At 59.8% G+C, this 25533-nt stretch carries 19 protein-coding genes; 12 read left to right on the top strand and 7 right to left on the bottom strand.

Translation table 11 applies throughout. The annotated features are described in order from the left end of the window. The first annotated feature begins 13 nt into the window (after window positions 1–13). On the top strand, window positions 14–1630 hold the full coding sequence (locus BGE01nite_RS21355; protein WP_146853490.1) for a sulfatase family protein: 1617 nt from the start codon (window positions 14–16) through the stop codon (window positions 1628–1630). A 5-nt stretch (window positions 1631–1635) separates the two neighbouring features. On the opposite strand, the gene ispF is transcribed toward BGE01nite_RS21355, so the two are convergent. From ispF to BGE01nite_RS21335, 4 genes are all read right to left on the bottom strand, one after another. After that, complete coding sequence (gene ispF / locus BGE01nite_RS21350) at window positions 1636–2109, bottom strand: 2-C-methyl-D-erythritol 2,4-cyclodiphosphate synthase (protein ID WP_146853488.1); 474 nt, start codon at window positions 2107–2109, stop codon at window positions 1636–1638. A gap of 66 nt (window positions 2110–2175) precedes the next feature. Then, the gene (locus BGE01nite_RS21345; RefSeq protein ID WP_146853486.1) at window positions 2176–4809 is read right to left on the bottom strand and encodes a coiled-coil domain-containing protein; all 2634 of its coding nucleotides are present in this window, start codon (window positions 4807–4809) and stop codon (window positions 2176–2178) included. Window positions 4810–5078: 269 nt separating this feature from the next. Next, on the bottom strand, window positions 5079–8339 hold the full coding sequence (locus tag BGE01nite_RS21340; RefSeq protein ID WP_170266957.1) for a PVC-type heme-binding CxxCH protein: 3261 nt from the start codon (window positions 8337–8339) through the stop codon (window positions 5079–5081). A 367-nt stretch (window positions 8340–8706) separates the two neighbouring features. Next, window positions 8707–11187 (bottom strand): transglycosylase domain-containing protein, encoded by a 2481-nt coding sequence (locus tag BGE01nite_RS21335; protein ID WP_218033058.1) that lies wholly within the window; start codon window positions 11185–11187, stop codon window positions 8707–8709. Between the two features lie 219 nt (window positions 11188–11406). Here BGE01nite_RS21335 and BGE01nite_RS21330 point away from each other — a divergent pair, with 219 nt between their 5' ends. Continuing rightward, window positions 11407–12408 (top strand): class I SAM-dependent methyltransferase, encoded by a 1002-nt coding sequence (locus BGE01nite_RS21330; protein WP_170266956.1) that lies wholly within the window; start codon window positions 11407–11409, stop codon window positions 12406–12408. 446 nt (window positions 12409–12854) lie between these two features. Here BGE01nite_RS21330 and BGE01nite_RS21325 read toward each other — a convergent pair whose 3' ends face one another. Continuing rightward, window positions 12855–14228 carry an MBL fold metallo-hydrolase gene (locus BGE01nite_RS21325; RefSeq protein ID WP_146853478.1) on the bottom strand — a complete coding sequence of 458 codons (1374 nt, stop codon included), beginning with the start codon at window positions 14226–14228 and terminating at the stop codon, window positions 12855–12857. 158 nt (window positions 14229–14386) lie between these two features. Here BGE01nite_RS21325 and BGE01nite_RS21320 point away from each other — a divergent pair, with 158 nt between their 5' ends. From BGE01nite_RS21320 to BGE01nite_RS21295, 6 genes are all read left to right on the top strand, one after another. Continuing rightward, entirely contained in the window at window positions 14387–16417 is a 2031-nt protein-coding gene (locus BGE01nite_RS21320) for a hypothetical protein (RefSeq protein ID WP_170266955.1), read from the top strand. 456 nt (window positions 16418–16873) lie between these two features. Then, complete coding sequence (locus BGE01nite_RS21315; protein WP_146853474.1) at window positions 16874–17479, top strand: RNA polymerase sigma factor; 606 nt, start codon at window positions 16874–16876, stop codon at window positions 17477–17479. Beyond that, on the top strand, window positions 17476–18222 hold the full coding sequence (locus tag BGE01nite_RS21310; protein ID WP_146853472.1) for a DUF3379 domain-containing protein: 747 nt from the start codon (window positions 17476–17478) through the stop codon (window positions 18220–18222). Before BGE01nite_RS21315 ends, BGE01nite_RS21310 begins: the two co-directional genes overlap by 4 nt. 386 nt (window positions 18223–18608) lie before the next feature. Further along, window positions 18609–19298, top strand: coding sequence for a hypothetical protein (locus BGE01nite_RS21305; protein ID WP_146853470.1), 690 nt, complete (start codon window positions 18609–18611; stop codon window positions 19296–19298). A 58-nt stretch (window positions 19299–19356) separates the two neighbouring features. Next, window positions 19357–19863 carry a 5-(carboxyamino)imidazole ribonucleotide mutase gene (gene purE / locus BGE01nite_RS21300; RefSeq protein WP_146853468.1) on the top strand — a complete coding sequence of 169 codons (507 nt, stop codon included), beginning with the start codon at window positions 19357–19359 and terminating at the stop codon, window positions 19861–19863. A 96-nt stretch (window positions 19864–19959) separates the two neighbouring features. Next, complete coding sequence (locus BGE01nite_RS21295; RefSeq protein ID WP_170266954.1) at window positions 19960–20136, top strand: hypothetical protein; 177 nt, start codon at window positions 19960–19962, stop codon at window positions 20134–20136. Window positions 20137–20216: 80 nt separating this feature from the next. On the opposite strand, the gene BGE01nite_RS21290 is transcribed toward BGE01nite_RS21295, so the two are convergent. Then, complete coding sequence (locus BGE01nite_RS21290; RefSeq protein ID WP_146853465.1) at window positions 20217–20846, bottom strand: hypothetical protein; 630 nt, start codon at window positions 20844–20846, stop codon at window positions 20217–20219. Between the two features lie 485 nt (window positions 20847–21331). On the opposite strand from BGE01nite_RS21290, the gene BGE01nite_RS21285 reads away from it, so the two are divergent. From BGE01nite_RS21285 to BGE01nite_RS21275, 3 genes are all read left to right on the top strand, one after another. Further along, on the top strand, window positions 21332–22849 hold the full coding sequence (locus BGE01nite_RS21285; protein WP_146853463.1) for a T6SS phospholipase effector Tle1-like catalytic domain-containing protein: 1518 nt from the start codon (window positions 21332–21334) through the stop codon (window positions 22847–22849). A 79-nt stretch (window positions 22850–22928) separates the two neighbouring features. Further along, window positions 22929–23666: an ATP-grasp domain-containing protein gene (locus BGE01nite_RS21280; protein WP_146853461.1), complete on the top strand. Its 738-nt coding sequence runs from the start codon at window positions 22929–22931 to the stop codon at window positions 23664–23666. Window positions 23667–23705: 39 nt separating this feature from the next. Beyond that, the gene (locus BGE01nite_RS21275; protein ID WP_146853459.1) at window positions 23706–24431 is read left to right on the top strand and encodes a hypothetical protein; all 726 of its coding nucleotides are present in this window, start codon (window positions 23706–23708) and stop codon (window positions 24429–24431) included. 119 nt (window positions 24432–24550) lie between these two features. Here BGE01nite_RS21275 and BGE01nite_RS21270 read toward each other — a convergent pair whose 3' ends face one another. Beyond that, window positions 24551–24985 carry a GIY-YIG nuclease family protein gene (locus BGE01nite_RS21270; RefSeq protein WP_146853457.1) on the bottom strand — a complete coding sequence of 145 codons (435 nt, stop codon included), beginning with the start codon at window positions 24983–24985 and terminating at the stop codon, window positions 24551–24553. 217 nt (window positions 24986–25202) lie between these two features. Here BGE01nite_RS21270 and BGE01nite_RS29450 point away from each other — a divergent pair. Continuing rightward, window positions 25203–25533: hypothetical protein (locus BGE01nite_RS29450; RefSeq protein WP_218033057.1), on the top strand; the 331-nt coding region annotated here is incomplete at its 3' end.

The following is a 25533-nucleotide window of genomic DNA, read 5'->3' as shown; positions in this document are numbered from 1 at the left end:
TCAGTACATCTCCATGAAGTCCTTGTTGTCGCTTTTGTCCTTTCTGTCCTTGGCTCTCGCACTGCCTGCGGCAGACAAGCCTAACATTATCTTTATTCTCTGTGATGATCTCGGAACAGGTGATGTGCGTGTGCTCAATCCTGAGGGCAAGATCGCGACGCCGAACATGGACCGCATTGGTCGTGAGGGAATGATCTTCACGGACGCGCACACGCCTTCCAGTGTGTGCACACCGACGCGCTATGGCACGCTGACGGGGCGCTATAACTGGCGCACGAAATTGCAGAATGGAGTGCTCGGCGGGCTGAGTCCGCGTTTGATTGAGCAAGGTCGTCTGACGGCGGGGACCATGTTGAAGGAGCAGGGCTACCACACGGCGACGGTGGGCAAGTGGCACCTGGGCATGGACTGGGTGATCAAGCCGGGGAAGACGGTGGCTGAACTGAACATCGAAGCACCGGAGCAGGCCTGGAGTGTGGACTTCACGAAGCCGCACACGAACGGACCGCTGAGCGTGGGCTTTGATCACTACTTCGGTATCGCGGCCTCGCTGGACATGGTGCCGTATGTCTTCATCGAAGGGAACAAGGTCACGGTGCAACCCACCGAGGATCGCGAGATCGAGATGGTGCAGGGCAAGACGGACAAATACACGCGCAAGGGCCCGGCAGCTCCAGGCTTCACGGGTTACGAGGTGCTCGGCACCTTCATTGATCAGGCCATTTCCTGGATCGGTGGCAAGGCTGCCGATGCGAAGTCGGGCAAGCCGTTTTTCCTCTATCTGCCGCTGGCTTCACCACACACACCCATCCTGCCGAATCCGAAGTGGCGCGGTAAAAGCGGGCTGAATCAATACGGCGACTTTGTGATGGAGACAGATGCGGAGGTTGGCCGCCTGCTGCGTGCGCTGGATGACCAAGGCCTCGCCGAGAACACGCTGATCGTCTTCACCAGTGACAATGGCTGCTCACCGAGCGCGAACTATCCTGAGCTCCTGGAGAAGGGACACGATCCGAGCGGCAAGTATCGTGGCAACAAGGCGGACATTTATGAAGGCGGGCATCGCGTGCCATTCATGGTGCGCTGGCCGGCGAAGGTGAAGGGTGGCCAGAGCACGAAGCACCTGACCTGCCTGACGGATTTCGTGGCCACAGCCGCTGAAATCACCGGTGTCACACTGCCGGACAATGCGGCTGAGGACAGTTTTAGCTTTCTGCCCACTTTGTTAGGCCAGGCTGCCAAAGGGCCGCAGCGCGAGGTTCTGGTCAGTCATAGCATCAATGGTTACTTCGCGGTGCGTGAAGGTCCCTGGAAACTCTGCTTCTGCCCTGGCAGCGGCGGCTGGAGCGAGCCTCGCCCCGGCACCGAGCCTGCTGATTCAGCGCCTATCCAACTTTTCAATCTAGATGAGGATCTCGGCGAGACCAAGAACGTGCAGGCTGAGCATCCGGAGATCGTGGCCAAGCTCACGAGGAAGCTGGAGACCCTTTCCGCGAACGGCCGCAGCACGCCCGGTGCGAACCAGGCGAATGCGGTGCCGGTCGATCTCTGGAAGAAGGAGCTCGCTGCCAAAGCCGGCAAGGCCAAAGGCAAAGGGAAGGGCCACACGACGGCGAAGCCGGTGAAGTAAGCTGTTTACTTCACCAAGCAGGCCACGGCCATGGCGGCGATGCCTTCTTCGCGGCCGACGAAGCCCATGCGCTCGTTGGTGGTGGCTTTGACGCCGACTTGATCCGGCTGGATGCCGAGGGCGGCGCTGATCTTTTCCTTCATGAGCGGGGCGTGTTTCATCACGCGTGGAGCTTCAGCGACGAGGGATGAATCGACGTTTTCGATGGTGTAGCCTTTCTCGGCGGCGAGGGCGGCGCACCTCTCCAAAATGCGCAGGGAGCAGATGCCTTCGATGCTGGCATCACTGGGCGGGAAGTAGTAGCCGATATCAGGCAGGCCGAGCGCGCCGAGCACGGCATCGGCAATAGCGTGGCAGAGCACGTCGGCATCCGAGTGGCCCTGCAGGCCATGGGTGTGCGGGATCTCCACGCCTCCGAGAATGAGGGGGCGGCCTTCCTGAAAGGGGTGAACGTCATATCCGATGCCTACGCGTGTCATGCGTGTGCATGTAGGCTCGCAGGGGATGGCTTTCCAGTGCGATTTAGGCCCCGCGTGGAATGTGGATCAGGGCTTGGTGTTTGACCTGGGATTCGTCATCTCACCGCGCAGTTCGGAGATCTGCTGCTTGAGCGTGGCGACTTTTTCCTGATGGCTCTTTTCGTCGATGGCGGCGCGCTTCACGCGGGCCTCGATCTGGGAAAGTTTTTCGGTGGCGAGGCGAATCTTGGCTTCCTGCTCCTGAAGGGCGGGATCAACGCCGCCACGCATGCGGGGAGAGCGCATGTCCACACGCATGCGTTCCTGGCGCAGGCCTTCGAGGCGGCCTTCCTCGCGGCGGATTTCTTCGCGGATCTGAGCCAGGCGGGCGTCTTCAGGGCCTTCACCCTCGTTGCCGGTGCCTGGTGTGGATTCAGAAGCTGGCGCTGCTGCGGAGGTGGACTCTGGGACGGATGCAGCAGGACGAACGGGCGCAGGTGCTGCCATGGGCAAGGGGGCGCGAGGCTTCATCGCGGTCATGAACTGAGGTGGAGCCGCTGCGGGATCACGCAGGTTCATCTTCGCCATCAGCCTGCGCAGCGCGCCGAGCACCATGTGGATCTCGTTGGTCAGATTGCGCGCTTCCAGGGAGCCTTCCGCCGCTTGTTGCAGGCGGTTCTGGCAGTCGTCCATGCGGTCCTTCCATTCGAAGAGGCTGGTGAGCTGCGCCTCGACGAGACCGAGATGCTGCTGGGCGGTGCTGAGCTGCTCAGTCAGGGCACCAGACTCTGCTTCAAAGCTGCGCTGGGCTTTCTCAGAGAGCTCGCGCTGCTGGTCAAAGCGGGCGCGCTCAGCCTTCTCTGAAGCTGCGAGACCTTCGATCTCGGCGCGCAGGCGCTGCTCCTCCTGGGCGAGTTCCTGCAGGCGCTGCTGCGTGTCCCGTTTCTGGGCGGCGAGATTGTCGGCGTTTTCACGGGTCTCCTGGAGTCGTGATCCGGCATCGGCCAGGGTGGCCTGCATCTCGGCTTGATGAGTCTCACTCTGAGTGAGGCGCTGGGAGGCGTGCTTGAGCTGCTGATCGGTTTCGGCCAGAAGCTGGCGCTGGATGGCGAGGCTGTCTGACGTGAGCCTGACGTCATGCGCATAACGCAATTCTTGTTCGGCCTGGTCACGCTGCTGGGCGATGGTGGAGAGCCGTGCCTCCTCGCTGGAAAGGCGCCTCAGGGTGGCGGCGAGGCCGTCCTCCGCCGAACGAACTTTGATTTGCAGATCGGCGAACTGGGAGCTGACGGCGTCGAGGCGGGTGGTCTGCTCGGAGAATTCTTTCTGGGCACGGGCCAGGCCGGCCACGGCTTTGTCGTGCTCCCGCTGCGCGCTGCGCATGGCTTCGCCGGAGCTTTCGCGCTCGGTTTTGCGCCGGGCCAGGAGGGCATCGATCTCATTCAGATTGCTCTCCTGGAGGCGGAGGCGTGTCTGCAGGCTGTCGATTTGTTTCTCCAGACGGCTGTGCAGCGCGGCGGTATCACCGCATTCGTTCTTGGTGCGGCGGAGCAGCTCCTCTTCACGGGCCAGATCCTGCCGGCTGGCCTGTGCCGCATGCAGGGTTTCCTCATGCGCTCTCGCCAGCTTGGACACCTCGCTCTCGAGCTCGGCCCGCTGTTGCTGCAAGCTGCTCAAACCACTCTGCGTTTCCTGGTGACGAGACACCAGGGACTCAAGCTCGGTCTTGAGATCCGAAACGCGCTGTTCATCGCCTGTGCGGCGGCGTTCGAGCGCCATGACATCATTCTCCAGTTCATGGAGACGGGACATGGCTTGATCGCCTGATTGCAAAGTTTGTTGGAGTGTCGAAGTCGCCTCCTGCAGTTTCTGCTGGGTGGACTCCAGGTGTGACTGGGCTTCCTGTTTTTGCTGGTTGAGATCGTTGAGGGAGCCTTCCAGATCCTGGCGCTGCTGATTGAGGCGGTTCAGATCTGTCTCGGCGGCCTTCTGTCGATCTCCCAGCGCGCTGAGATGGTCTTCCATGCGCGTGGTGGTTTCTTGAAGGGTTGCTTGCAGTGCGCGGGCACTGGCCACGGCGGTCTCCGCCTGGGTGCGCTGCACTTCCAAACTGGTGAGGGTGATTTGCAGTTCCTTTTGCCGGGCCTCAGTGGCCTCGGCTTCGGTCCGCACCTCCATGAGGCGTGTCTCCGCCTGCGTGAGCTCGTCCTTCGTCGTCTGCGTGGCGGAGGTGAGAGTGCTGCGCTGCTCCTTGAGGTGCTCGACCTCTCTCCTCGCGGCTGCCACGCGCGCCTCACAGGCTTGAAGCTCCTGGGCGGTTCTCTCCCGCAGAGACTCCACCTGGGCGATGTCTTTCTGCACCTGATCAAGCCGCGCCTGATCCTGCGCGCACCGGCCGCTGATGTCCTGAAGCTGGTTCAGGGCGAGATCTTTGCGCACCTTGAGCGCCTCCACTTCCTCGCGCAGGACTTTTTCGAGCGTCAGCAGCCGGTTCACCTCGGAGGTCTTGTACTCGTGCTGGCGGGAGAGGTCCTCCATCTCCTGGCTGGCCTTCTGGTGCTTCTGCAAAAGGGTCTCCAGCTCGTGCTGCCAGAACTGGCAGGACTTTTCCGCCTCCTCCAGCGCAGCATTCATCTCCACCAGCTTCCCAAGCGGCATGTCAGCGGCCAGAGGCATGTTGACCTCTTTGCCGTCATCGAGTGTGAACGCCAGCTTGCTCATGCGATCCGGAATTTTGCAGGACTGGAAGTTTAACCTCCGGGTGGAAAATAATCCAACCGTTTTCAAAGTACTCATGGGCTTCAGCCCGTGAGAGGCAGGCAATGCACGCCCAACTGGGGAATCGGAGTGCCGGATCTGGTGGGGGACGGAAGCGGGTGCGAGCTGAAGCTCGGCACTACTTTCCAAGGCAGGCTGCGGGCAGACGGATTTGAAGGGTCTAGGCTGTGCGAGATTGCGGGGAAGGGTGCGAGCTAAAGCTCGGCACTACTTTACTCGACGATCATCTCGCCCTTCATGACGAGCCCGTGGCCGGGGAAGGTGCAGATGTAGGGGTATTTGCCGGGGGCAGAGGGGGCCTGGAAGCGCAGGGTCTCGCTTTCGTTCTGCATGAGCATCTTGGTCTTGTGCAGGATTTTGGGGCTGTCGGGGATGAAGCCTTTGGCCATGCCATCAGGCAGCTTGGCCATCTCATTGCCGGCCATGCCGACCTCGTCCGCAGCACCGGGCTGGACGATCAAAAGGTTGTGCGGAGTGACGTCCGGGTTTTCGAAAACCAGCTTCACAGGCGCGCCGGGCTTCACCTTGAACTCGCGGACATCGAAGAGCAGGCGCTCGGGAATGGTCTTGATGGTGAGGGTTTGCAGGCCGGGCTGGGCATCAAAGGGATCGGCCTTCTCCGCCTTCTTTTTCCGGGCCATGACGGCGGGTTTCTTCGGCTCGCTGTCCTGGAGGAATTTCATAAGCTCGGGATGCTTCTCCATGAAGGCGGCGTTGCCTTTCCAAAGCGGTTGCAGCGTGTGGCTGTCGAGGGATGTGCGTAGCGCGTAAGTAAGGTAGCTGTCCATCGGGTGCTTCAGCAGATCGAGCGCGGCTTCGAGGGCTTCGGGAGTGCCGATGTAGCTGGCGGTGATAGCGGCTTCCAGGCGTACGAGACCGGATTTGTCGTTGGCAGCTACCTTCAGGAGGTCATCTCCAATATGAGGCTTATACGTCGAAGCAGGAGTTCTGTGGTAGAACTCTCGTTCTTGGGCATCAACTCGACGCAAAAAACGCACTGCATTAACACGCATTTCTGGTGAAGAGGCAGGGTGAAGAAGAGATGGAAGAAGGAGTGAATAGAGAGCATCTCCATCAAATTCGGCCTGTGCTTTGGATCTCTCGGCAGCCGGGTCTGAACGAAGATAACGATCCGAAGGCCAGTTGCTGGCGATCAAGCCCGACTGCAGGTGGGTGAGTTCAAGTGTGTGGATAGGAGTGTCGTTGTTTGCCAGATTGGAGATGTCCTGCAATCCTTTGGTGGCGGCGTGGCGCACGACTTCGCTGTCCCTCTCCCTCAACTCCACCTTCGCGCGATATCTCGTCCGGTAGTTCTCGCTCTTCAGCAAATCTAGCAACTCAGGGATGCTCGCACCAGCGATCTTCGGGGCTTCTTCGAGCTTTTGATCCTTCGCGGTGATGCGCCAGATGCGGCCGGATTTTTTGTCGCGGCGGGTATCGCGGAGGGAGTGCTGCATGTGGCCTTTGACGGGGTTATACCAGTCGGCCACATACATGGCGCCATCGGGACCTTGCTGGATGTCGACCGGGATGAAGCTGAGGTTGGTGCTCTGGAAGACGATGCCGACTTTCTTTTCCTCGAAGTGCGTGTCGTGCTCCACCCATTCGTGCAGCTCCACCTCGTTCGTGGGCTTGTAGCGCACGCGCATGAAGTGCTTTTTTCGCAGTTCGTTAGGCCAGTGGCTGCTGGTGAGGAACTCCTGGCCGCAGGTGCCGCTGTAGGCGGGGAAGTAACTGCCCGCAGGCACATGGATGTCTGGATAAGGCGCGTTCAGAGCATGCACAGCACTGGCGAAGACAGGATGACTGCCGACATGGAAGCCCCAGTCATCAAAGGTGATGCCCCAGGGGTTCGTGCTGAGATAACTGCCAAAGGCGAGCAGCCTGCCCGTGGCGGGTGTGTAGCGGAAAAAGCTGCTCTCGCGCGCACGAACGGGACCGAAAGGCGTCTCGACCTGGCTGTGGTGGAAGATGCTCTCGCGGAAGATGAGATCACCCTCCGGACTCCAGACGAAGTCATGCAGGGCATGATGACTGTCCTCGGTGCCGAAACCGGTGAGGAGTTTCTCGCGATGATCCGCCTTGCCATCGCCATCGGTATCTTTGAGAAACGTTAGGTTAGGCTGGTCGGAGACGAAGACACCGCCGTTGCCGAACTCGAAGCTCAGAGGGATGTGCAGCTTGTCCGCCCAGACGCTGCATTTGTCCGCCTTGTGGTCGCCATTCGTGTCTTCGAGGATGAGGATCTTGTCCTGCGGCTCCTGGCCGGGAAGGATCTGCGGGTAGGTGGTGCTGGTGCTGACCCAGAGACGGCCTTTGGCATCAAAACGGATGGCAATCGGCTTCACAAAAAGCTCGGGAAAGTCCTCCTCGCTGACAAAGCAGTTCACCTCGAAACGCGGGTCGATCTTGAAGGCTTTGAGCTCTTCCGCAGGCGTGACCCATTCGTTGATGGGGCGGTCACCGGTGATGGTGGGGAGTTTCTCGGTGTTCGCATCATCTAAGGCAGCAAGTGTTTTCACTGCTTGGTTTGCCGTTGGGATCGCTGAGTCAACAAACGCCTCAGCTTCCTTGAGGCTCCGTTTTCCTTGGGCCAAGTCCCAAACAAACTGATCACGATTGGTGACCATCTGTAGCAGCTTCTTGAGCTCGCCGGGGAAGTTCACCACGCCATAAGGCTCGGCACGACCGCCTTTGATGTAGTAGTAGTTCAGCGGGCGGTAATACTGGAAGAACTTGCTGTCCTTTTCGATGACGGCGGCGCGCACGGCCTCATTGAGTTTCGGAGGTGTTTCCTGGATCAGTTCGCGGAAAAGTGTCTCTCCGAAAAGCGCATAACCATGTTTGTTGAGATGAACGCCGTTGATGGTCGTCCGCGAATTCTCTCGCGGTTCGGACCCGTCACCGCGAGAGGACTCGCGGACTACGGCAAAGCCGACTCCCTCCGCCTTGGCGACCTTGGCCATCGCCTCGGTGTAGAGCTTGATCTGCGCGTTCAGATGCTCATGAGGTTTCTCCGCCGCGGTGGGAGAGATGAGCACGATGAGCGGAGAGCTCACGCCATTGTAGTGATGCGCTTTGAGCTCGATGAGGAAGGCTTTGAGCAGGGTTTCGAACTCAGCGATGCCCTTCTCACCTTTGAAGCTTTCGTTGAAGCCGAAGGCGGCGAGGATGACGTCTGCCTTATGCTCGGTGAGGTGCTGGTTGAGATCGCCAAAGCCATCAGGGCGGGGACGGAGGGCGACTTCATCCGCCGACCACGAGAGGTTGCGGACGATGAGTTTTTCTTTCGCGAAGCGCTGGTGCAGGAGGGCCTCGAACTGGCCGTCATCACGCATGTGATCAAAGAGCGAGTTGCCGATGAGGCAGATGCGCGTGCCGGGTTTGAGTTCGAGCGGGAGCTGTGCTGATGCGGTGGCGGCGACAGCGAGCAGCGGGCAGAGGGTGAGCAGGAGAAGGAGGAGGCGGTTCATGCCGGTCGGGGGTGTTAGGTTCCTTCCCGCGTGAGGGGAGGAAACCGGACAGGGCATGAGAACGGTGAGTGCCTGGGGGAACTTCGCGGGTGTGTTGGCGGAGGCTCTTTATTTACCACTGATGGACACTGATAAGCACTGATGACCGGAAGGTCGTTGGGGGTCTCGTGGGGTTCCGTGTGTGGGGACACTCAGGAGAGAGCGACAGGGAAAGAGCGCCAGAGGACAGGCGCAGTCCAGGACGCTTCGCGACTTCTCGGCGAGAGGCGTGAATGGAAATCGGGAGAGCGCGACGCGGGAGAAAGTCGGACGCGACGCACCTTCTTCGCCAAAGGCTTCGAAGGTCAGGAGCGCGTCCCTACCATCATCAAAGCTCGATCTTCAGGCGCGGGGGCGGCTGGAGCTTGATGACGGGCTGCTCGCTGACGGGTTCGCCACCATCTTCGGGGCCGACGGGGACGGCGCGCCGGATGGGGGAGCCGTCGTCATTGACAGGGCGGGCGCGGAGGATGGGCTGCTCGGAGTTGTAGGGATCCAGGCCGATGACAATCGTGTCCTGAATGTGCACGGAGTCCAGATGCGCGTATTTGCTGATGTCCGCCGGGATGACGGTCTCGCTGATGCCAGACATGTGGTTATGGAAGGCGGTGATGTCCTGGGTGATGCCGGTGCCGGTGTGCACGGAGCAGGTGGCATTGAACGGGGTGCCGTTGCGGAGATACTCGAAGTAGGTGTTGCGCACGTTCTTGGAGGTGCCGTCGGCAGCCTTGATCTTGTCGTAGCAGAAGTCGGTGGCCCGGAGACCGCTGGCGCGGCAGATCTCCACCTTCTCAGCGGATTCCGGCGGATTGAAATCCTGCGCGGTGTGGCCTTTGGTGGAGGCATTGACGATGTCTGTCCAGATGGGCAGGGCGAGCTTGTTGGAGAAGGCCTGGTCGAAGATGGTCTTCTGCTTGTCAAAGCCGACCCAGACACCGCAGGTCACGGCGCTGGTGTAACCCATGAACCAGAGGTCCTTGTATTCATGATGAGTGCCGGTCTTGCCGCCGGCGGGGAAGTCGCCAAGGCCGTATTCCTTGGAGATGGCGCCGGTGCCGCGGTGGAGGGCTTCATCGAGACAGGTGTGGGCCTGCCAGGCGGAGATCTCGTCCATGCCGCGCACGGGCTGGAGGGTGGCCTCATCGAGCTGGAAGACAGTCTTGTCATTCGCATCGGTGATGCGCTGGATCATGTGCAGGGCGCCGGGGCGCTTGCCGCCATTGGCAAAGCAGGAGTAAGCCAGGCACAGCTCATCCAGCTTGGCCTCACTGGCGCCCAGGATGGTGGAGGCCGCATCACGCAGGGGTGACTGGATGCCGGTGGCTTTGATGAAGTCTTTGAAGCCAGGGCGCAGCAGGCCGCGGTCCAGCATCACTTGTTCGCCGAGACGGACGGTGACGGAGTTGTTGGAGTTCACCAGGGCCTCGCGGAGGCTGATGTTCTGGCGGGACCATTTCGGATTCGGCACCTCCATGCCGTATTCACCCAGGATGCCTTTGAAGCCGCCGATCATGACGCGGTCATTACCGAGCGCATCATCCAGGAGCTGGCTCATGGGGAAGATGTTGGCCTGATTGAAGCCGTAGGCGTAGATGAAGGGAATGAAGGCCGTGCCGACGGGGCGCAGGCTGTCCATGGCGCGGTTATACTGGCTGTCGACGAAGTCACGTCCGCCGACCATGGCCAGCACGGAGCCGTCAGAGTTGTCGATCACCAGCGCTGCCGCCTGCAGATACTCAGGCTTCGGACGAGGAACGGAAGAGGTAACGTCACCCTTGCTGGCCGTCATCTGCGTGCGCCAGTCTTTGTAGATGGTGCGGAACTGCTCATAGGTCTGGTGCTCGTAGCCCTGGCGCTTTTCGATCTCGGCCAGACGGGCCTTCACGGAGTCCTCGGCCTTCTTCTGCATCTCTTTGTCGATGCTGGTGTAGATCTTGAAGCCGCCTGAAGAGGCCTGCTCCTCACCCAGGCGTGCGGCCACTTCCTGGCGGACGGCATCATAGGCGTAGTTGAGCTGCGCATTGGTGGTCTGCGGCGCGGTGAGCACGGGCTTCATCTTGGCAAACTCAGCCTCCTCACGCGTGAGGTGTTTTTCGATCACCATGCGCTCCAGCACATAGTCACGCTCCTTCTTGGCGCGTTCCGGATGCTTGATGGGCTCGATGTTGTTCGGGCTCTTGATCAAACCGGCCAGGGTGGCGGCCTCCCACAGGGTGAGGTCCTTCGCGTCCTTGCCGAAGTATCCGAGCGAGGCGGCCTGGATGCCGTAAAAGTTTTTGCCGAAGAAGATGCGGTTCAGGTAGAGCTCGAGGATCTCGGACTTCGAGAACTGCTTTTCGATGCGCTGGGCCACGAAGGCCTCCATGAGCTTGCGCTTGTAGCTGCGCTCCATGAGACCGAAGGTCTGACGTGCGAGCTGCTGGGTGATGGTGGAGGCTCCCTGGGTCACCTCGCCCGCCCTGAAGTTCAGATACACGGCACGGACGAGGCCGATGTAGTCCACGCCATTGTGGGAGAAGAAGCGGCTGTCTTCCTGGGAGGTCAGGGCATCGATGAAATGCTGCGGGATGTCCTTGATGGAAACGGGGGTGCGGTTCAGCACGAAGATACGGCTCAGCTCATCCCCATTGCGGTCGTAGATGATGCTGGCGGCCTCGAGCTTCTTCACCTCGTCCAGGTCATAGGTCTCCGCCTTCTCACGCAGCGGGGCCACGATGACGGCGTAGATGCCCAGAAGGGTCACGCCAGCGAGGAGGACCAGGGCCACCAGGGCGCTGAACCAGACACGACGATAGAACGGGGGCTTCAAGCCGGTAGGCGTGCCACGCCAGCTTTTGGATTTGGGGAGCTGAGATTCGTCGATGCCGAACATGAACAGGAAGAAAAGTGGCCCGTGGGAAAAGGGAGAGGTAGTTTAGCTCTTCCGCCCTTTCCTGCCACTGCTACTTTCGTGTCCCCTGTGACCCCGATTTCCCAGATTTTATTCGAAAAACTAGGCCTTACCCCCCGGCTGAGCTTTGCCGCCGTGATGGAACTCGCGCTTTATCATGCCGAGCATGGTTACTATGGGCCCGGCCCGAGGCGGATCGGCCGGGGTGGGGATTTCTACACCGCGGTGAGCGTGGGGCCGCTTTATGGCAGGCTATTGGCGGACCTGGCCCGGCAGACCTGGGCAGATCTGGGGCAGCCGGAGAGCTTTTGCGTGATCGAGCAGGCGGCGCATGACGGGCAGCTGGCGGAGGACATCCTCACCGCCGCTGATTTTGACTATGTCATCGTGGAACCGAACCCACGTTACGAGGCGGTGCAGCGGGAGAGGCTGGCGGCCTTTGGAACGAGGGTGACGTGGGTGGCTTCGCTCGCGGATCTGCCAGCACGACCTGCGCTCTTTGTGTGCAATGAGCTGCCAGATGCGATGCCGGTGCATCTCGTTCAGTGGGACGGGACACAGTGGCGGGAGTTGTTTGTCGTTTCGCAAACCGTTCCCGGTTCGCAGTTCCCGGTTCTCGGTTGGGAGGCGGGGGATGCTTCGGAGGAGTTGAGGGATGAGCTGGCTCGGCTGCCGGATGATCTGCCTGAAGGTTACACCACCGAGATCAATCTGGCGGCGCTGCAGTGGATGCGTGAGCTGGCGGCGGCACCCTTTCATGGGCGGATCTACATCGCCGATTATGGACTCGATGACGAGGAGCTTTACTCCATCGAGCGCACGAAGGGGACGCTGCGGAGGTATTATCAGCACCAAACGGATGACAAGGTGCTGGAGAACCTGGGCGAGTGTGATCTGACCACGCATGTGAACTTCACACGATTGGTGGAAACGGCTGAGGAAGCGGGTTTGAAGCTGCGCAGCTATGAGCACCAGGGCCGGTATCTCGGCAAAATGGGTTTGGCCTGGCTGGCGACTTTGGAGGGCAAGCGGCCGGATGCGGGCACGCAGGCTTTGCTCAGGCAGTTTCACTCTCTCACCCATCCCGCGATGATGGGGAGATCGTTTCGCGTGGTGGAGATGGGGAAGGGGACTGTTTAAGCCTTCCATGAATCGTGCGCTCAAATGAAACCCACTTGTTTATTGATCTTGTTGATCTCGCTGAGCCTCGCCTCGTGCAAAGCACCGCCACCTCCGCATATAGGTAACATAGTTGCGATTCCCACTCATGAAGAAGCGAGGAAGAAGCGTCCGGCAGCCCTTCGAGGGGATATTGATGCTATCTATGTCATGATTTACTGGTCAGCTAGTCGCGCGCCATCTGATGACATAGGCGAAAATGAGACAAGAAACTATTGGGTGGGAAGACTTCTAAAGGCAGAGAGGAAAAGGGGCGGCAGGACCAGTTATGATCAATCAAGTTCACTCTTCCACGGTCGGGCCGCACGAGAGACTTATCGGCCTTAGTGGGCACAGATTCCCTTTGGAACAATGTGACCCATCTTCAAATGTGTGTAGTTCCCTGTGTTCGTCGAACGCCAGGACCCTTACCAGAGCGTGATCGGCTCGTGCAGGTTTGGCTGGATGATCTCGGTGCCACCATTGAGTGTCTCAGCGAAGCGGGCGCGGAACCAGTCCTGGGAATCGGTCTCGCCGTGGACGAGGAGGAGCTTTTTCGGGCGCACTTTTTCGACGTAGTCGGCGATCTGCTCACGCGTGGCGTGGGCGCTGAGATCGTAGCTCTCGATGCGGGCGTTGGCTTCGACGGCAGGCAGATCGGGCGAGAGCTTGATCTTCTCGCCAGCCTTGGCGTGACGCAGGCGGAAGCCGGGGGACTCGGGATCCGTGTAACCGACAAAGGCCACGGCGTTGCGCGGGTTGTCGATGAACTTGGAAGCGAACTGGTTCGAGGCGGTGCCCTCGGTCATCATGCCGCTGGAGAGGCAGTAGATGGTGCGCGGCTGATAGACGAACTGGCGTGGTCCGCCACGGCGGCCGCGCTTCTCGGGCTTGATGAGCATTTTCACGTCCTCAAGCAGCTGGAAACCCTTGTAGTTACGCCGTGAGCGGTCGCTGTAGTGATCGTAGAGCACGGTGATCTTCGTGCCGAGACCGCCGATGTGCAGGGGCATCTCAGGGATCAGGCCTTCCTCATGCAGTTCATGCAGCATGAGCATGACTTCCTGCGTCTTGCCAAGCGCGAACACCGGGATGAGCACGGAGCCGTTGGCATCAAAGGTATCGCGGATCAGCGCGGCGAGGCGCTCTTTTTCACCCTTGCGGCTGTAGCCTTCAGGGCGTGCGTAGGTGCCGCGTGTGGTCTCGACCACGAGCACATCAATGCCGCTCGTCGGGAAGTCCGCGGCCATGGAGATGGTCTGCGGCTCGAAGTTCACATCACCCGTGTAGAAGAGCGTGTTGCCGCCTTCCTTGATCATCACGCCGGTGGAACCGAGGATGTGACCCGCATCATAGAAGCTGGCTTCCATGTTCGTGTCCGGAATCTCGAAAGGGCGGTTGAGATCGCGGTAGACGTAGTTGGCGCGGTTTTCATCCAGCTCCTTGTGGGTGAAGAGCGGATACTCGCTGATGCTGTTCTCCACGCGCTGCGCGGTCATCACGTTCACCGAATTGTGCAGCATGCCGCTGGTGATCTCACCGGTGATCTCCGTCATGAAGACAGGTGTGCTGGGCTGCTTGCGCATGAGCACGGGCAGCGCGCCGATGTGGTCATGGTGCGCATGCGTGATGATGATGCCATCCGCGGTGTCATGCGGCAGCGGGCCAAAGTCTGGCAACGCATCGAAACCCACCTGCTTCGGGTGCATGCCGGCATCCAGCACGACGCGGTGGTCTCCGCTTTCGAGCAGGTAGCAGTTGGCACCGATCTCGCGGCGGCGGGTAAGGTTTCGGAATCGCATGAGTATGAGGCTTCTGGAAAAAGGGAGGGCGAGACTAGGTCAGGATCCCGGATAGGCAAGCACTCAGAACCATTGACACCGCATCTCCACCGTCGAGCATTACGCCTGTGCTGCCTTCGAGCGACGAGTCATCTTCCCTCATCCGCCTCCTCACCTGGATGGCGGCACTCCTCGTCATCAGCAGCACGCAAGGGCAGGTGACGAAGCGGGATGATGCCACCGCGAAGCTGCTGAATGAGTGGTATAATGACGGCACGGCGGCCGGTTTGGCGGCCATCACGTATGAAAACCGCGACGGGCAGCACTCGGCGCTGAACACCAAGCTGTATCCGCAACTGCAGGTCTTTGAGCACACCTCTCTCAGCGGGGCTGACAAGGGCCCGGCGGGACGTTTGAGGCTCGGTCCTACGGTGGGGAACTGCTCCATGGCCGCGCCTGCGGTGTCCGGCGGCAGTCTGCCGCGCTTCTTCATGATGGATCCGGGCCGCGGGGCGCAGTTCCTGATGATGCAGTATCTGGCGAACAATCTTTTCGTCTACCCGGAGCATCAGGACTATGACATCGGCGCGAACGGAGTGGGCGGGTATGGGGACCTGTATCCGATGAACACACCGGCGGTGCTGATTTCCCAAGGATCATCAGGCAGTGACCAGGTTTTTCTGCAGGCGGTGCTCTCCACGCTGGCGGCTTTTCCACGTGAGACACAGCGCGTGCTCATCGAGAAGCGTCTGCTCATTCCCACCGTGCAGGCCATTTTGCGGCAGTGCTACCGCACGGTGAAGAAGCCTGATGACTATTTCACGGGTGCGGCGCATCCGGTGGTGTTTGACGGAACGCTGCTGGATGAGGAAAAGATGGCGCGCATGGCACAGGGCATGACACCAGACAAGATCCCGCCGCTGGTGCAGGTGGCGGTGGTGGAGGAGAGCGAGCCGCAGGCAGGGAAGCAGTTCTTTGAAGGGCCCAAGCCACTCGATCACAAACTGGCGGATGCGCGGGTGTGCATCTCGCGAGTGTTTCGCGGCAGCCTGGATGAGCATGGCATGGTCATTGATCTGAGCAAGGTGGCGGACCTCATGGGAAGGCCGATGCAGCTCAGCATGCGGGTGCTTCAGGGAGATCCCAGGCTGGTGCGGATCGATCATGCAGGCGCCGGGCCTTATGCGCGGCTGCGTGTGCGCTGGCAGCCGCCGTTCATCAACCGCACGGGCATCCGCAGCAGTCGCGTGGACATCGGCATCTTTGCCTCGAATGGCACGAGCGTCAGCGCACCGGCGATCATCAGCTTTTTCATGCTGCCTAACGAACGACGCTTCTATCAAAAGGACGGACGTCTGGCGGAGATCGAGTATCAGGCGCCGAATCCGGACGTGGGCCTGCCTGCGAGCGACAATGACACGCGCTGGCTGCGGGTGATGCTGGCGTCTTCGCTGGCCGGAGACGGACTGCGCAGCCGGCTGATGGAGAAGCTGCTGAACGAGGAGCAGAGGAAGGCCATCCAGGCGGTGTGGCTGCCGCTGGACAAACGCTTTCAAACCATCACGGCGATGGAGGCGAAGCCAGGTGGTAAAGAAGGTACGGCCAACCTGCGCACGGGTTTGGAAAAGGATATCGCCACGGCCTTGGAAGCGAGCTTCCCAGGTGCGGAGAAGGTCAGTCTGAAGCTGGCCCTGACGGCCGTGTTTTACCGACTCGCAGACATCAATGATCTGTATCTTGTGCTGCGGAAGGACATCGATGCGATGGCGGCGCAGTCGTCGAAGAAGATGGCGGCGAATGACATCCGCCGCGAGGTGCAGAGGTTGCTGGATTTAGGGGTGTTGATCGAGCAGGCGGACGGCACACTGACCACCGCGGCGGCGCAGCAGCAGTGGACGGCGGCGGATCATCACTACCTGCGAGGCTTGAATCTCACAGTGCTGAGCCAGGCGGTGTTTCCAGAGGTGCTGGAGCGCGCGGTGGGCCCAGCCTTTGTGGATCTGCGACTCACGACGCCGAAGCCCTGGCGGGATGTGTTCCGGTATGATGAGATCAGCGGGAAGCTCCTGGGCTGGGTCAGACATCAGGCCGGACGCACGCATTTCTTTGATGCGGAAGGGCTGCTGCTTCCAGAGGGGCCAAAGCATCCTGAGAAGGCTCAGGCGGTGACCTATGACCGGAATGCGCAGGGGGTGATGGAGTGGCGGTGAGGATCGTGGCAACGTAATGCCGTAGGTGTTGTGCAGGGCACCTGTCGACGAGCCGGAGGCTTGGGAGAAATTAGCCAGGGGTGAAGCGAGGAACGAGCGAGAACCCCTGGAACTACGGCCAGCCACCTCCGGGTCAGATATGCGCGCCGAAGGTGCGCGAGAAGTGAACGTTTCACCCACAGTTGGAGGACGCCGACTTCTCGCGCACCTTCGGCGCGCAGGGCAAGCTCACCTGAATTCACGTGGATTATCCGGTGGTTCCCGCTCGCCAAGCCTCGCTCCACCACCGGCTAATTTCTTTCGAGCCTCCGGCTCGCTAACCAAGTGTGGGAGCAGAAAGCGAAGATTTTGGAATAATGGTCCGACCTCCGCCTCCCATCGTCACCTCATGGTCATGACTGAGACTGATTCACCTTCCCGAGCCTCTGCGGTGCAGAAAGGCCGCCTGAATGCTGCATGGAACTCGCCCTCCATTTCCCCTTTGCACTGCCGGAAGTCCGGCTGAACACTCGCCGCGTGTCTGAGTCGCCTCCCAGCTTCCAGCAGATCGTGGATGCCCACTACCAGGGCCTCCACCGGTTTGCCGTGAGCATGTGCCGGAGTGATGCGACGGCGCAGGACCTAGTCCAGCAAACGTTTCTGCAATGGGCGCGGAAGGGAAACACGCTGCGTGATGCCACGAAGGTGAAGACCTGGCTCTACACCACGCTGTATCGTGAATGGCTCAGCATGGCGCGCCGGGAGAAGAAGCATCCGGAGGTGGAGTTTGAGCCGGATCTGCATGGCAGCGCACCTGAAGAAGATGAGGCCGCGCCGCGTGTGGACAATGCCACGCTGCAGGTGGCGCTGGACCAGCTGGATCCGAACTACCGGGCGCCGCTCGTTTTGTTTTATCTGAAGGAGCTCTCGTATCGTGACATCGCGGAGACGCTGGGGATTCCCATCGGCACGGTGATGTCCCGCCTCTCACGCGCGAAAGACAGCCTGCGCGCCATTCTTAGCCGGCTCGAAGATTCATCCAACATCCTCCCCGCCCACTTTCAAACCACTGCCAGCCTGTGACACGCGAAGAAGCCAGACTCGAACTCGATGCCACGACGCTCCGACCCCAGGATGCGTCTGCTGAAGCTCGTGCTCATGCGGAGCGCGATGCGGACCTCGCCGCCTGGGTGGAGCAGCGCCGGACCTTTGATGAGTCCGTGGCGGACTTGCTGACGCCTGACGCGGCACCTGCAGGGTTGCGTGAAAAGCTGCTGGCGCTGGAGTTTGCCAGCCTTCCGGCGAAGAAGCCGGTGCGCTGGATGCGGCGCGGACTGATGAGCGCCGCCGCAGCTGTGGCATGTCTTTGGTTAGGCTGGGCGATGATTGATCCGGTGAGCGGTGAGATGCCGCCGTGGCAGGCGGAGTCTCTGCGGGCGATCAATCGTGTGGATCATGGTCTGGCCGCGCTGGATGAGCGTGCACCCACTTATGAGGAGGTGCGGAAACTGCTGATCAGTTCTGGTGCGCCATGTCCCGGAAAGATCCTGCCAGGCTGTCTGTGCTCACAACCGACCTTTGGCTGCAAGCGCGTGAAGATCGACGGGCTGCCTGCGACCATCATCTGCTTCCAAACGCGTGAGAACAAAGAGGCGCATCTCATTGTCTTTGATGACGCGACCTTCCCGGATGTGGAGCAAAGGCTGCCGAAGCTGCGCACGAGCCAGAAGTGGCATCTCGCCACCTGGAGTGATGGTGACAAGACCTACATGCTGGCCACCCGGGCGGAAGAGGTGGAGTTGAAGAGATTGCTCGGGGTGCTGTGAGGGATGGCTGGTGGTGACGGAGCGGTTTAAAGAGACGGAACCCACGTTGGGGTTCGGGGAAAGTGGGACAGGTTTTTAACCTGTCTGGTGGATGACACGAATGACCCGGCGGAACGGGGGCGGGGGGCAGTTTTTTGAAACTGTCTGGGGGATGACACGGATCATCTGGCGTAACACGAAACAGGTTAAAAACCTGTTCCACTTTGTGATGCGGAAGCCACGTTGGGCTTCGAGGCAGGTGGATCGCCGTGGGAGGTATGCTTCTGAGATAGGTCTGATGGGACGCATGCGATCTATAAGACCTATGTTCGGTTTGTGTTGAGATCGTGAGAAGCATCTCGCTTGCCCGAGGTGGGATTCGCGGACATGGAGCGGGAGACTTTTCAATGGCTTCCACTTCTATCAAGACTCCCGGGATCGCGGCGGCGATCGGGGAGGTGTTCCGGCAAAACAAGATCCCTTGTCTGGTGCTGAATGCGGTCGTGATGCTGCTGGTGGGGAGTTACTATCTGGTGCCTGATGTGGCAGAGGTTTGGAATCAGGTGGGTGAGTTCAAGCTGAAGTGGTCCTTTGCGTTTTCCTCGGCCTCGACGGTGTTTGCGGCGGTGCTGCTGCCGACTCTCGTGCAGGGAATGATGGGCACGCTGCCGGCGGAAGGTCGGGGCATGCGGGTGCTGCTGCTTTCGGCGTTCTGGGGATACCGCGGAATGGAGATCGATCTGTTTTACCGCTTCCAGGGCTGGCTGTTTGGCACGGGGAATGATGCGCGCACGCTGGCCATAAAGGTGGCGGTGGACCAGTTTCTGATGAGCCCGATCTGGTTTGTGCCCACGGTGCTGATCGCCATGCGCTGGGCGGATGCGGGGGGATCCTGGAGCCGCACGCGGGCCTCGCTGGACCGGGATTTCTGGCTGCGGGTGTGCCCGACCGTGATGGTGACCAACTGGCTGGTGTGGATCCCCACACTGGCGCTGGTTTACAGCCTGCCCTCAGCGCTGCAGTTCCCGCTGTTCTCGGTGGTCATGTGCTTCTTCATCCTGATCATGACGCTGCTGGCGCGGAAGGCCGAGGCGTGATGATGGTGCTGCTTGCGCTGGCGGTGGCTGCGCGCTAGTTGAATCCTAACCTAATCTTATGAGTCAACCTCTCGTCGGCATCATCATGGGCTCCAGCTCGGACTGGCCCACCATGCAAAACGCAGCGCAAGTGCTGGAAGACTTTGGCGTGCCTTATGAAAAGAAGGTGGTGAGCGCGCACCGCACGCCGCAGATCATGTATGAGTATGCCACCAGCGCTGAGAGCCGGGGGCTGAAGTGCATCATCGCGGGTGCAGGCGGCGCGGCGCATCTGCCGGGCATGACGGCCAGCATGACCACGCTGCCCGTGCTGGGTGTGCCGGTGCAGAGCCGTGCGCTCAGCGGGATGGACAGTCTTTACTCCATCGTGCAGATGCCAGGCGGCATTCCTGTGGCCACCTTTGCGATCGGCAATGCGGGCGCTCTGAATGCAGGGCTCTTTGCGGTGTCCATGCTGGCGAATGAGAGCCCGGAGCTGGCCGCGAAGCTGAAGAGCTTCCGTGAGCGCCAGACCGCGAAGGTGATCGCGAGCCAGAAGGAGCTTGAGGTGGAGGTGAAGGCCTAACCTTTGCCTAACCGCAGATAGCGCAGAGGGCACAGATTCTTAAGATCTTGCTTCTTGGGAGGCTTTGGCGCTAGGCTGAGGTTTATGAGCTATCCCATGCTTGCTGGCATCGGTCCCTTGGGCACTCCCGAACTGATCATTCTGGGCATTCTGCTACTCATGGCGCTGGCGATGGTGGCGGGGGTGATTGTGCTGGTGGTTTTCCTCAACAAGAAGGGGAAATCAGAGGCCGAAAAGGCGCAGCCTCCTGCCTTGCCACCCAAGGGAAATTAGACTCCTCGCGTCTTGGGTGTTGGCGGCGGCCAGCAGGGCTGGCCTGGAGAAAGCGGCAGCAGGGCTGCCGCAGTCCAAGGTCAGAGGTCGTCGTCGCAGACGAGGGCGAAGGGATCACTGCCTTTGCGGGGGCGGTCTTCGCGCCAGGCGCGGGCGTCTTCGACGGCTTCGCGGAGGAAGCGGTCGGTCTCGATCATGCCGGGGGCGATGGGGGCGAGGAGGGCATCGATGATGCAGGGCTGGCCATCGGGCTCGCGCATGATGTTCCCGGGGTGGAGGTCACTCATGATCCAGGCTTGGGAGTGCATCCAGAGCACCCAGACATTGCGGCGGAAGCGGGCTTTGCAGGGCACGGCGCGGACGCGCTCCACGGCGACGATGCGGTCGGCATCCAGATCCTCGTGCGGGAAGGCGAGCGGCTGCTTCACGACGAGGTAGTCCCCCTGGTCATCAATGCCGACGATCTCGGTGGGATGCGCGCCGGCATCATGCAGGATCATGAGCTTCTCCAGGGTTTCCGGGAGCACGGCATCACGCACGGTCATTTCGAAGCCGTCGCCATCGGTCATGCGCTCGATCTCAAAGGTCTTGCCGAGACCGCCGCTGGAGTGCAGCGGGAAGAGTTTATACACGACCTGCCACTCGCGGTCCATGAAGGGGCTGGCCTCCGCGCCTGTTTTCAGCGGCAGCATGGTTTTGCTCTCGAGCATGCCATCGGCATCACGAGCCAGGCCGAGGCCTTCCAGGCGGATCAGTGGGACTTTCCACTCTCGGGCTCGGGCGGCAACAAGGGCTGCCCAAACATCAGGCGTAAGCGATTGCCGGGATGGAGCGAGTCGAGCTGCTTCCGCGAGGCCTTTCGCTCGGAGTCGGTTAAGGGCAGAGCAAGTTGATCGTTCGTCTTCGCTGGTGAGCGACCCCGCGAGGCTGGTTTCCCGGCCTGTCCGGAAGTCGAATTGGGTTTGCGTGGGGAAGAGTCCATTCACTGACGATGGCTGAGTGATGGAGAGAGAACGGCGGCGGGCAACTTATGGGACGGGAAAGTTGTTCACAGAAGAACAGAAGTTGACGGCGGTTGAGGGCTCCGCCGTTGACGATGGTTGACAGTGGTTTGGTCAGAAGATTGAGGGGAGGGATGATGACGATCTAATCTTTTGAGATTGATCTTAAGGTCGGCAGGCTCATTCATAAGTTTATGGCTTGGAAATTCCTGTTTGCTTCTCTGGCGGTCTCACTGCTGCCCTCGTGCCTCACTTATAACTATCAGGTGCAGGAGGTGCCGAACACGGCGGCGAACCGGAAACTGACGCGTGCAGACTGGACGAGTCCGAGGCAGATGGAGGTGTACTTTGATGGGACGGCGAACACGTGGTCAGCGCGCACCAACGTGCGCCGGCGCTTTGAAGTGGGGGCGACTGCGGAAGATCCTGCGCGGCCTTGTCTTTACGTGGAAGGCGTGGGCACTGACAGCCTGTCAGGGAAGATTTTTGGAGCGGGGATGAACCAGCGTGTGCTCGACGGCTACAAGTTCCTGGCCAGGAACTGGAGGCATCGAGATCCGGAGACGGAGGGCGGACTGCCGAAGGACACGATCCTGGTTTTCGGATTCAGTCGTGGTGCCTTCCAGGCGCGAATGCTGGCGGGGCTGATGGCGCATTGCGGTGTGCCGCACATGGAGCACTGGCATCGGCAGGGAACTCTGCCAACCGCCGAGGAGAAGCGGAAGCTCGATGCCTTGGCGGACGATGTGTGGAAATACTGCCGGGAGAACCTTGTGGACCTGACCACGGAGGAGTCGCGTGAAGGCGGCACTGCGGGGTGGAAGACCCATCTGGCGGCCAACCGGGTCAAACTGCAGACGGCGATGAAGGCGAAGCATCCGGAGTTTCAATGGGGTGAACCGCGCATCAAGCTGCTGGCCATCTGGGACACGGTGCCGGGTTTGTCCTTCACGAAGCTGAGCAGGCTGGGCGAGCCCGAAAACGGCCGCCAGCTCTACAAGGTGGGGGCTTATCCGAACATCGACACGATTGTCCACGCGCTGTCCCTGGATGACCGGCGCAGCAAGTTTGAGCCTCTGCCGATGGGCGCGCCCATCGATCCCGTGGCGACGAATGTGTATGAGGTATGGTTCCCGGGTGCGCATTCGGACGTGGGCGGCGGCTACACCGACTCGAACGACATGTCGGGCGCTTCTTTCAACTGGCTACACCGGGTGATGAAGCAGCGCGGCATCGCCACGAAGGAGACCAAGGTGTATGAAGACTCACTGGCGCTGCTGCACCACCCCGAGGACCTGTGGATGCACCGCCTAACCAGTGATAATGTGGCAAGAAAGGTGCCGGCCGGGGCGCACATCGACCGCACGGTGTTCCGCCGTGCCGACGGTGATGCGCATCCTGAGGAGAACCGGCCCCGCTATGTGGTCTACAACACCAGCAACAGTGTGCGAGGAAAGGCTGGTAACGGCCAGATCCTAGATGTGGCGGGTGTGCCGCGAAATCGTGAAGCCCAGACCGCCTATCTTCAGAAGCTGGGGCTGGTGCTGCATGACGATACCGGAGTGAGCCCGGAAAAGGCGCTGCCGGAGAACACCCAGCCGTTGTCCATCACCCAGATGGCGGCTGCGTGGAATGAAACTCCCGCTCCCAAGCCTGCGGAACCCCCATCTCCATCTCCCGCTGAAACACCTGCTCAACCCGCAAGGCCTTGACATTCGCCTGCGAGAGTTGTGTTGCTTGAGTCTTACGGTTCAAGCGAGGAACGAAGACTAGCCTTACAATGACCTGCCCATGAAGAAGGTGCTGTGCCAAAAGAACATCTGGAGGGAGGCGCATTATGACCGGTTTCTGCAGGCGCTGATGGAGCGGGATGCGGATCTGGAGATGGCTGACGTGGTGCCGTTCACGACAGAGATTGTGCGCGAGAGTTCTTGGACGCCGGATCTGGTGTTCGGCTCGAACCGTTTCATCAACCTGAGCCGGGAACGGGGATGGCCTGTGTTTAAATCGTTCCTGCCGATTGAGGATGGGGTTTATCCGGCTGACGACTGGATCAATGGAAACGGTTATTGGTGCAGGTGGGGAGATCTGGAGATCATCCGGCCTCAATTTCTAAAGCCGAAAACGGAGAAGTTTTTCACCGGCTGTGTGGTGGAGAGCCAGGCTGATCTGGAAAAGGTGCAGCTGAGCACATCGTTCATCGATGCCGTGGAGAACGAACTGGTGTGGGTATGCGATCTGGCGGACATCCGGCATGAGGCGCGGTTCTTTGTGGTCGGCGGCAGCATTGTGACGGGATCACGCTACCGGATCAACGGGCAGGCCAGGCATGCGCGGGTCACTCGCGGAGATGGTGAGTGGCAGGATCTGGAGCGCATTCTGCAAGCAGGCTTCATCGATGATGCCTTCGCCATTGATCTGGGCTTGGTGGGCGAGGGGTGGAAGATCGTGGAGATCAACAACCTAAACTCGGCCGGTATCTATGACAGCGATGTGGATGCCCTGGCCAGCGCGCTGCTGCACCTGTGATGGATCAGACTTTTCGAGATTTCTTTCCCAAAATGCCAAATGCCTAACATTGATTTCTCCGACATTCCCATCATTGGTCAAAAAGTTTGTGATGATGGCTTTCTTTCCAAGGTCATTCACCTGCCTGGAGTCGATGAGTCAGATCTGATTGATATCTACAAAAGCCTGGGCCCTGGCAGCTATTGTGGCCGAATCGATCTATTCGCGGGTTCCGTCCGACCGGTTGGGGAGAACGTGCCGTCAGGTGATGGGTCATATGTTCCTAGCGACGCCATTATGATCGGGTTTGAGCGTGATGGACCTTGCATCGCCGTTGCTTCCGATGGCCAGACAGCATTCTTTTATTTGATCCTCTGGGGGCAGGATATGGCATACAGATTCACATCGTTCGAGAGCACTCTATTGAAAATGGCCGAACTGTCGGGCTTGGTAGCACTATACCAACGTCCCTTTTACCTGGTCAGAGGCGTGATGACTTACTGTTTCAACGTGAACTTGGACTATCATTCAAATGTTGAGGTCATCATCACGGCCATCAAGAAAGCCCGAAAGGTTTGGACCTTCAGGAGTATCCAACACGACGAAGACAACACCCTGGCGCTGGATGATTCGGGACAATTTTTAGTTCGAGTTAGCAGTCGTTCAGATCGCAATGTCACTTTATTCTTCAACAGGGCTCAATTGCAGTGTGCCAAGGAGTTCTACGATCGCTGGATCGATGCCTTGGGAAGGAAGGGCTTGGGCTTGCCGGAGCGAGCGATCTAGCCTTTGAATAAACTGCCTTGCTGCTGGCGTCATCGCAGCCATCTCACCTCCCTGGACAAATGGTTGATGTTGTGGTGACGAAAAGCCGAAGATCTTTTCTCACCAATCACAAACCCGGCTCAGGCTGTTGCTGTTTGGACCACGACGAGCGGGGCCTTCTTCCCCTGATTGTTCCATGGGGGGTGGAAGATGGAGATCAATCTTGCTTCAATGCCTGCCGAGTTGACCCAGACATTATCGCCACATCCGAGCTGCTCTTTGATGTCTCGTTCATCTTGAGCAAAAACTTTGAGAATGGCTCCTCTGCTCAATGAATCTGCCACCAGTGGTTTTTTGAAATGGTAGACATCCTGCTTCCGCAGATAAAGCCATCTCTTGGCCACACCGGACTGATAAGACCCGATGTAAACGATCTTCTCGTCTTCAAAGACGACGTAGACGCCCGGCCCCACCGATGCTGGCGATCCTGGCTCGATGGTGAATGCGACACGTCCGCCGTCACATAGAGGGCCTAGCGTGAGTGAGTGACAGAAAGTGATGTTCTCGATTTTCATCGTTGGCTGAACTGTGCGGATCATTCACGGAACTGCCGGTTTGTCAGCCGTATTGTCGACGACGAAAAGCCACGGTGTCCAAAGGGTCCGCTTGGGCACCTTTCATGGCGGGGGAAATGGCTATTTTGCGGGGGTCTTCCACAGCTTCGAGACTTCGACCCAAACCATCCAGCACGTCATGAATATGATTGAACTTACTCCCGTAGAACTCGGATGCTTGATTGCTGATTTTATCCTTCAGGCGAGGGAGAGCCATGCGCAGATGATGGCGCAGAGTGCGGAGGGGGTGAATGGGCGGAGCGCGGCGGCGGTGAGGCAGGCGCGGTATCGGCAGCGGCTGAAGGAACAAGCACCCGCCCGGAAGCCGCAAAATTTGACTGCCGAGGAGACGCAGATCACTCCAGCAACGCCATGCGTGACGCCCGTGACGGATCATGTGACATCCGTCACGCGTGACGTGACATCCGTCACGGAGGCCGTAACGAACGTGACAAATCACGTGACAAACGTGACATGTCACGGTGATCTTTCGTCGAAAACGAGGACGG

It is taken from the genome of Prosthecobacter gellanilyticus (assembly GCF_007992435.1).
GTDB lineage: Bacteria > Verrucomicrobiota > Verrucomicrobiia > Verrucomicrobiales > Verrucomicrobiaceae > Prosthecobacter > Prosthecobacter gellanilyticus.
This window is presented reverse-complemented; position numbering and strand designations above follow the sequence as displayed.

Excerpts from the sequence above, each read along its gene's own strand:
- BGE01nite_RS21355 (WP_146853490.1), top strand. The coding sequence starts at position 14 with ATGAAGTCCTTGTTGTCGCTTTTGTCCTTTCTGTCCTTGGCTCTCGCA.
- ispF (WP_146853488.1), bottom strand. The coding sequence starts at position 2,109 with ATGACACGCGTAGGCATCGGATATGACGTTCACCCCTTTCAGGAAGGC.
- BGE01nite_RS21345 (WP_146853486.1), bottom strand. The coding sequence starts at position 4,809 with ATGAGCAAGCTGGCGTTCACACTCGATGACGGCAAAGAGGTCAACATG.
- BGE01nite_RS21340 (WP_170266957.1), bottom strand. The coding sequence starts at position 8,339 with ATGAACCGCCTCCTCCTTCTCCTGCTCACCCTCTGCCCGCTGCTCGCT.
- BGE01nite_RS21330 (WP_170266956.1), top strand. The coding sequence starts at position 11,407 with ATGGAACTCGCGCTTTATCATGCCGAGCATGGTTACTATGGGCCCGGC.
- BGE01nite_RS21325 (WP_146853478.1), bottom strand. The coding sequence starts at position 14,228 with ATGCGATTCCGAAACCTTACCCGCCGCCGCGAGATCGGTGCCAACTGC.
- BGE01nite_RS21320 (WP_170266955.1), top strand. The coding sequence starts at position 14,387 with ATGGCGGCACTCCTCGTCATCAGCAGCACGCAAGGGCAGGTGACGAAG.
- BGE01nite_RS21315 (WP_146853474.1), top strand. The coding sequence starts at position 16,874 with ATGGAACTCGCCCTCCATTTCCCCTTTGCACTGCCGGAAGTCCGGCTG.
- BGE01nite_RS21305 (WP_146853470.1), top strand. The coding sequence starts at position 18,609 with ATGGCTTCCACTTCTATCAAGACTCCCGGGATCGCGGCGGCGATCGGG.
- purE (WP_146853468.1), top strand. The coding sequence starts at position 19,357 with ATGAGTCAACCTCTCGTCGGCATCATCATGGGCTCCAGCTCGGACTGG.
- BGE01nite_RS21295 (WP_170266954.1), top strand. The coding sequence starts at position 19,960 with ATGCTTGCTGGCATCGGTCCCTTGGGCACTCCCGAACTGATCATTCTG.
- BGE01nite_RS21290 (WP_146853465.1), bottom strand. The coding sequence starts at position 20,846 with ATGCTCGAGAGCAAAACCATGCTGCCGCTGAAAACAGGCGCGGAGGCC.
- BGE01nite_RS21285 (WP_146853463.1), top strand. The coding sequence starts at position 21,332 with ATGGCTTGGAAATTCCTGTTTGCTTCTCTGGCGGTCTCACTGCTGCCC.
- BGE01nite_RS21280 (WP_146853461.1), top strand. The coding sequence starts at position 22,929 with ATGAAGAAGGTGCTGTGCCAAAAGAACATCTGGAGGGAGGCGCATTAT.
- BGE01nite_RS21275 (WP_146853459.1), top strand. The coding sequence starts at position 23,706 with ATGCCTAACATTGATTTCTCCGACATTCCCATCATTGGTCAAAAAGTT.
- BGE01nite_RS21270 (WP_146853457.1), bottom strand. The coding sequence starts at position 24,985 with ATGAAAATCGAGAACATCACTTTCTGTCACTCACTCACGCTAGGCCCT.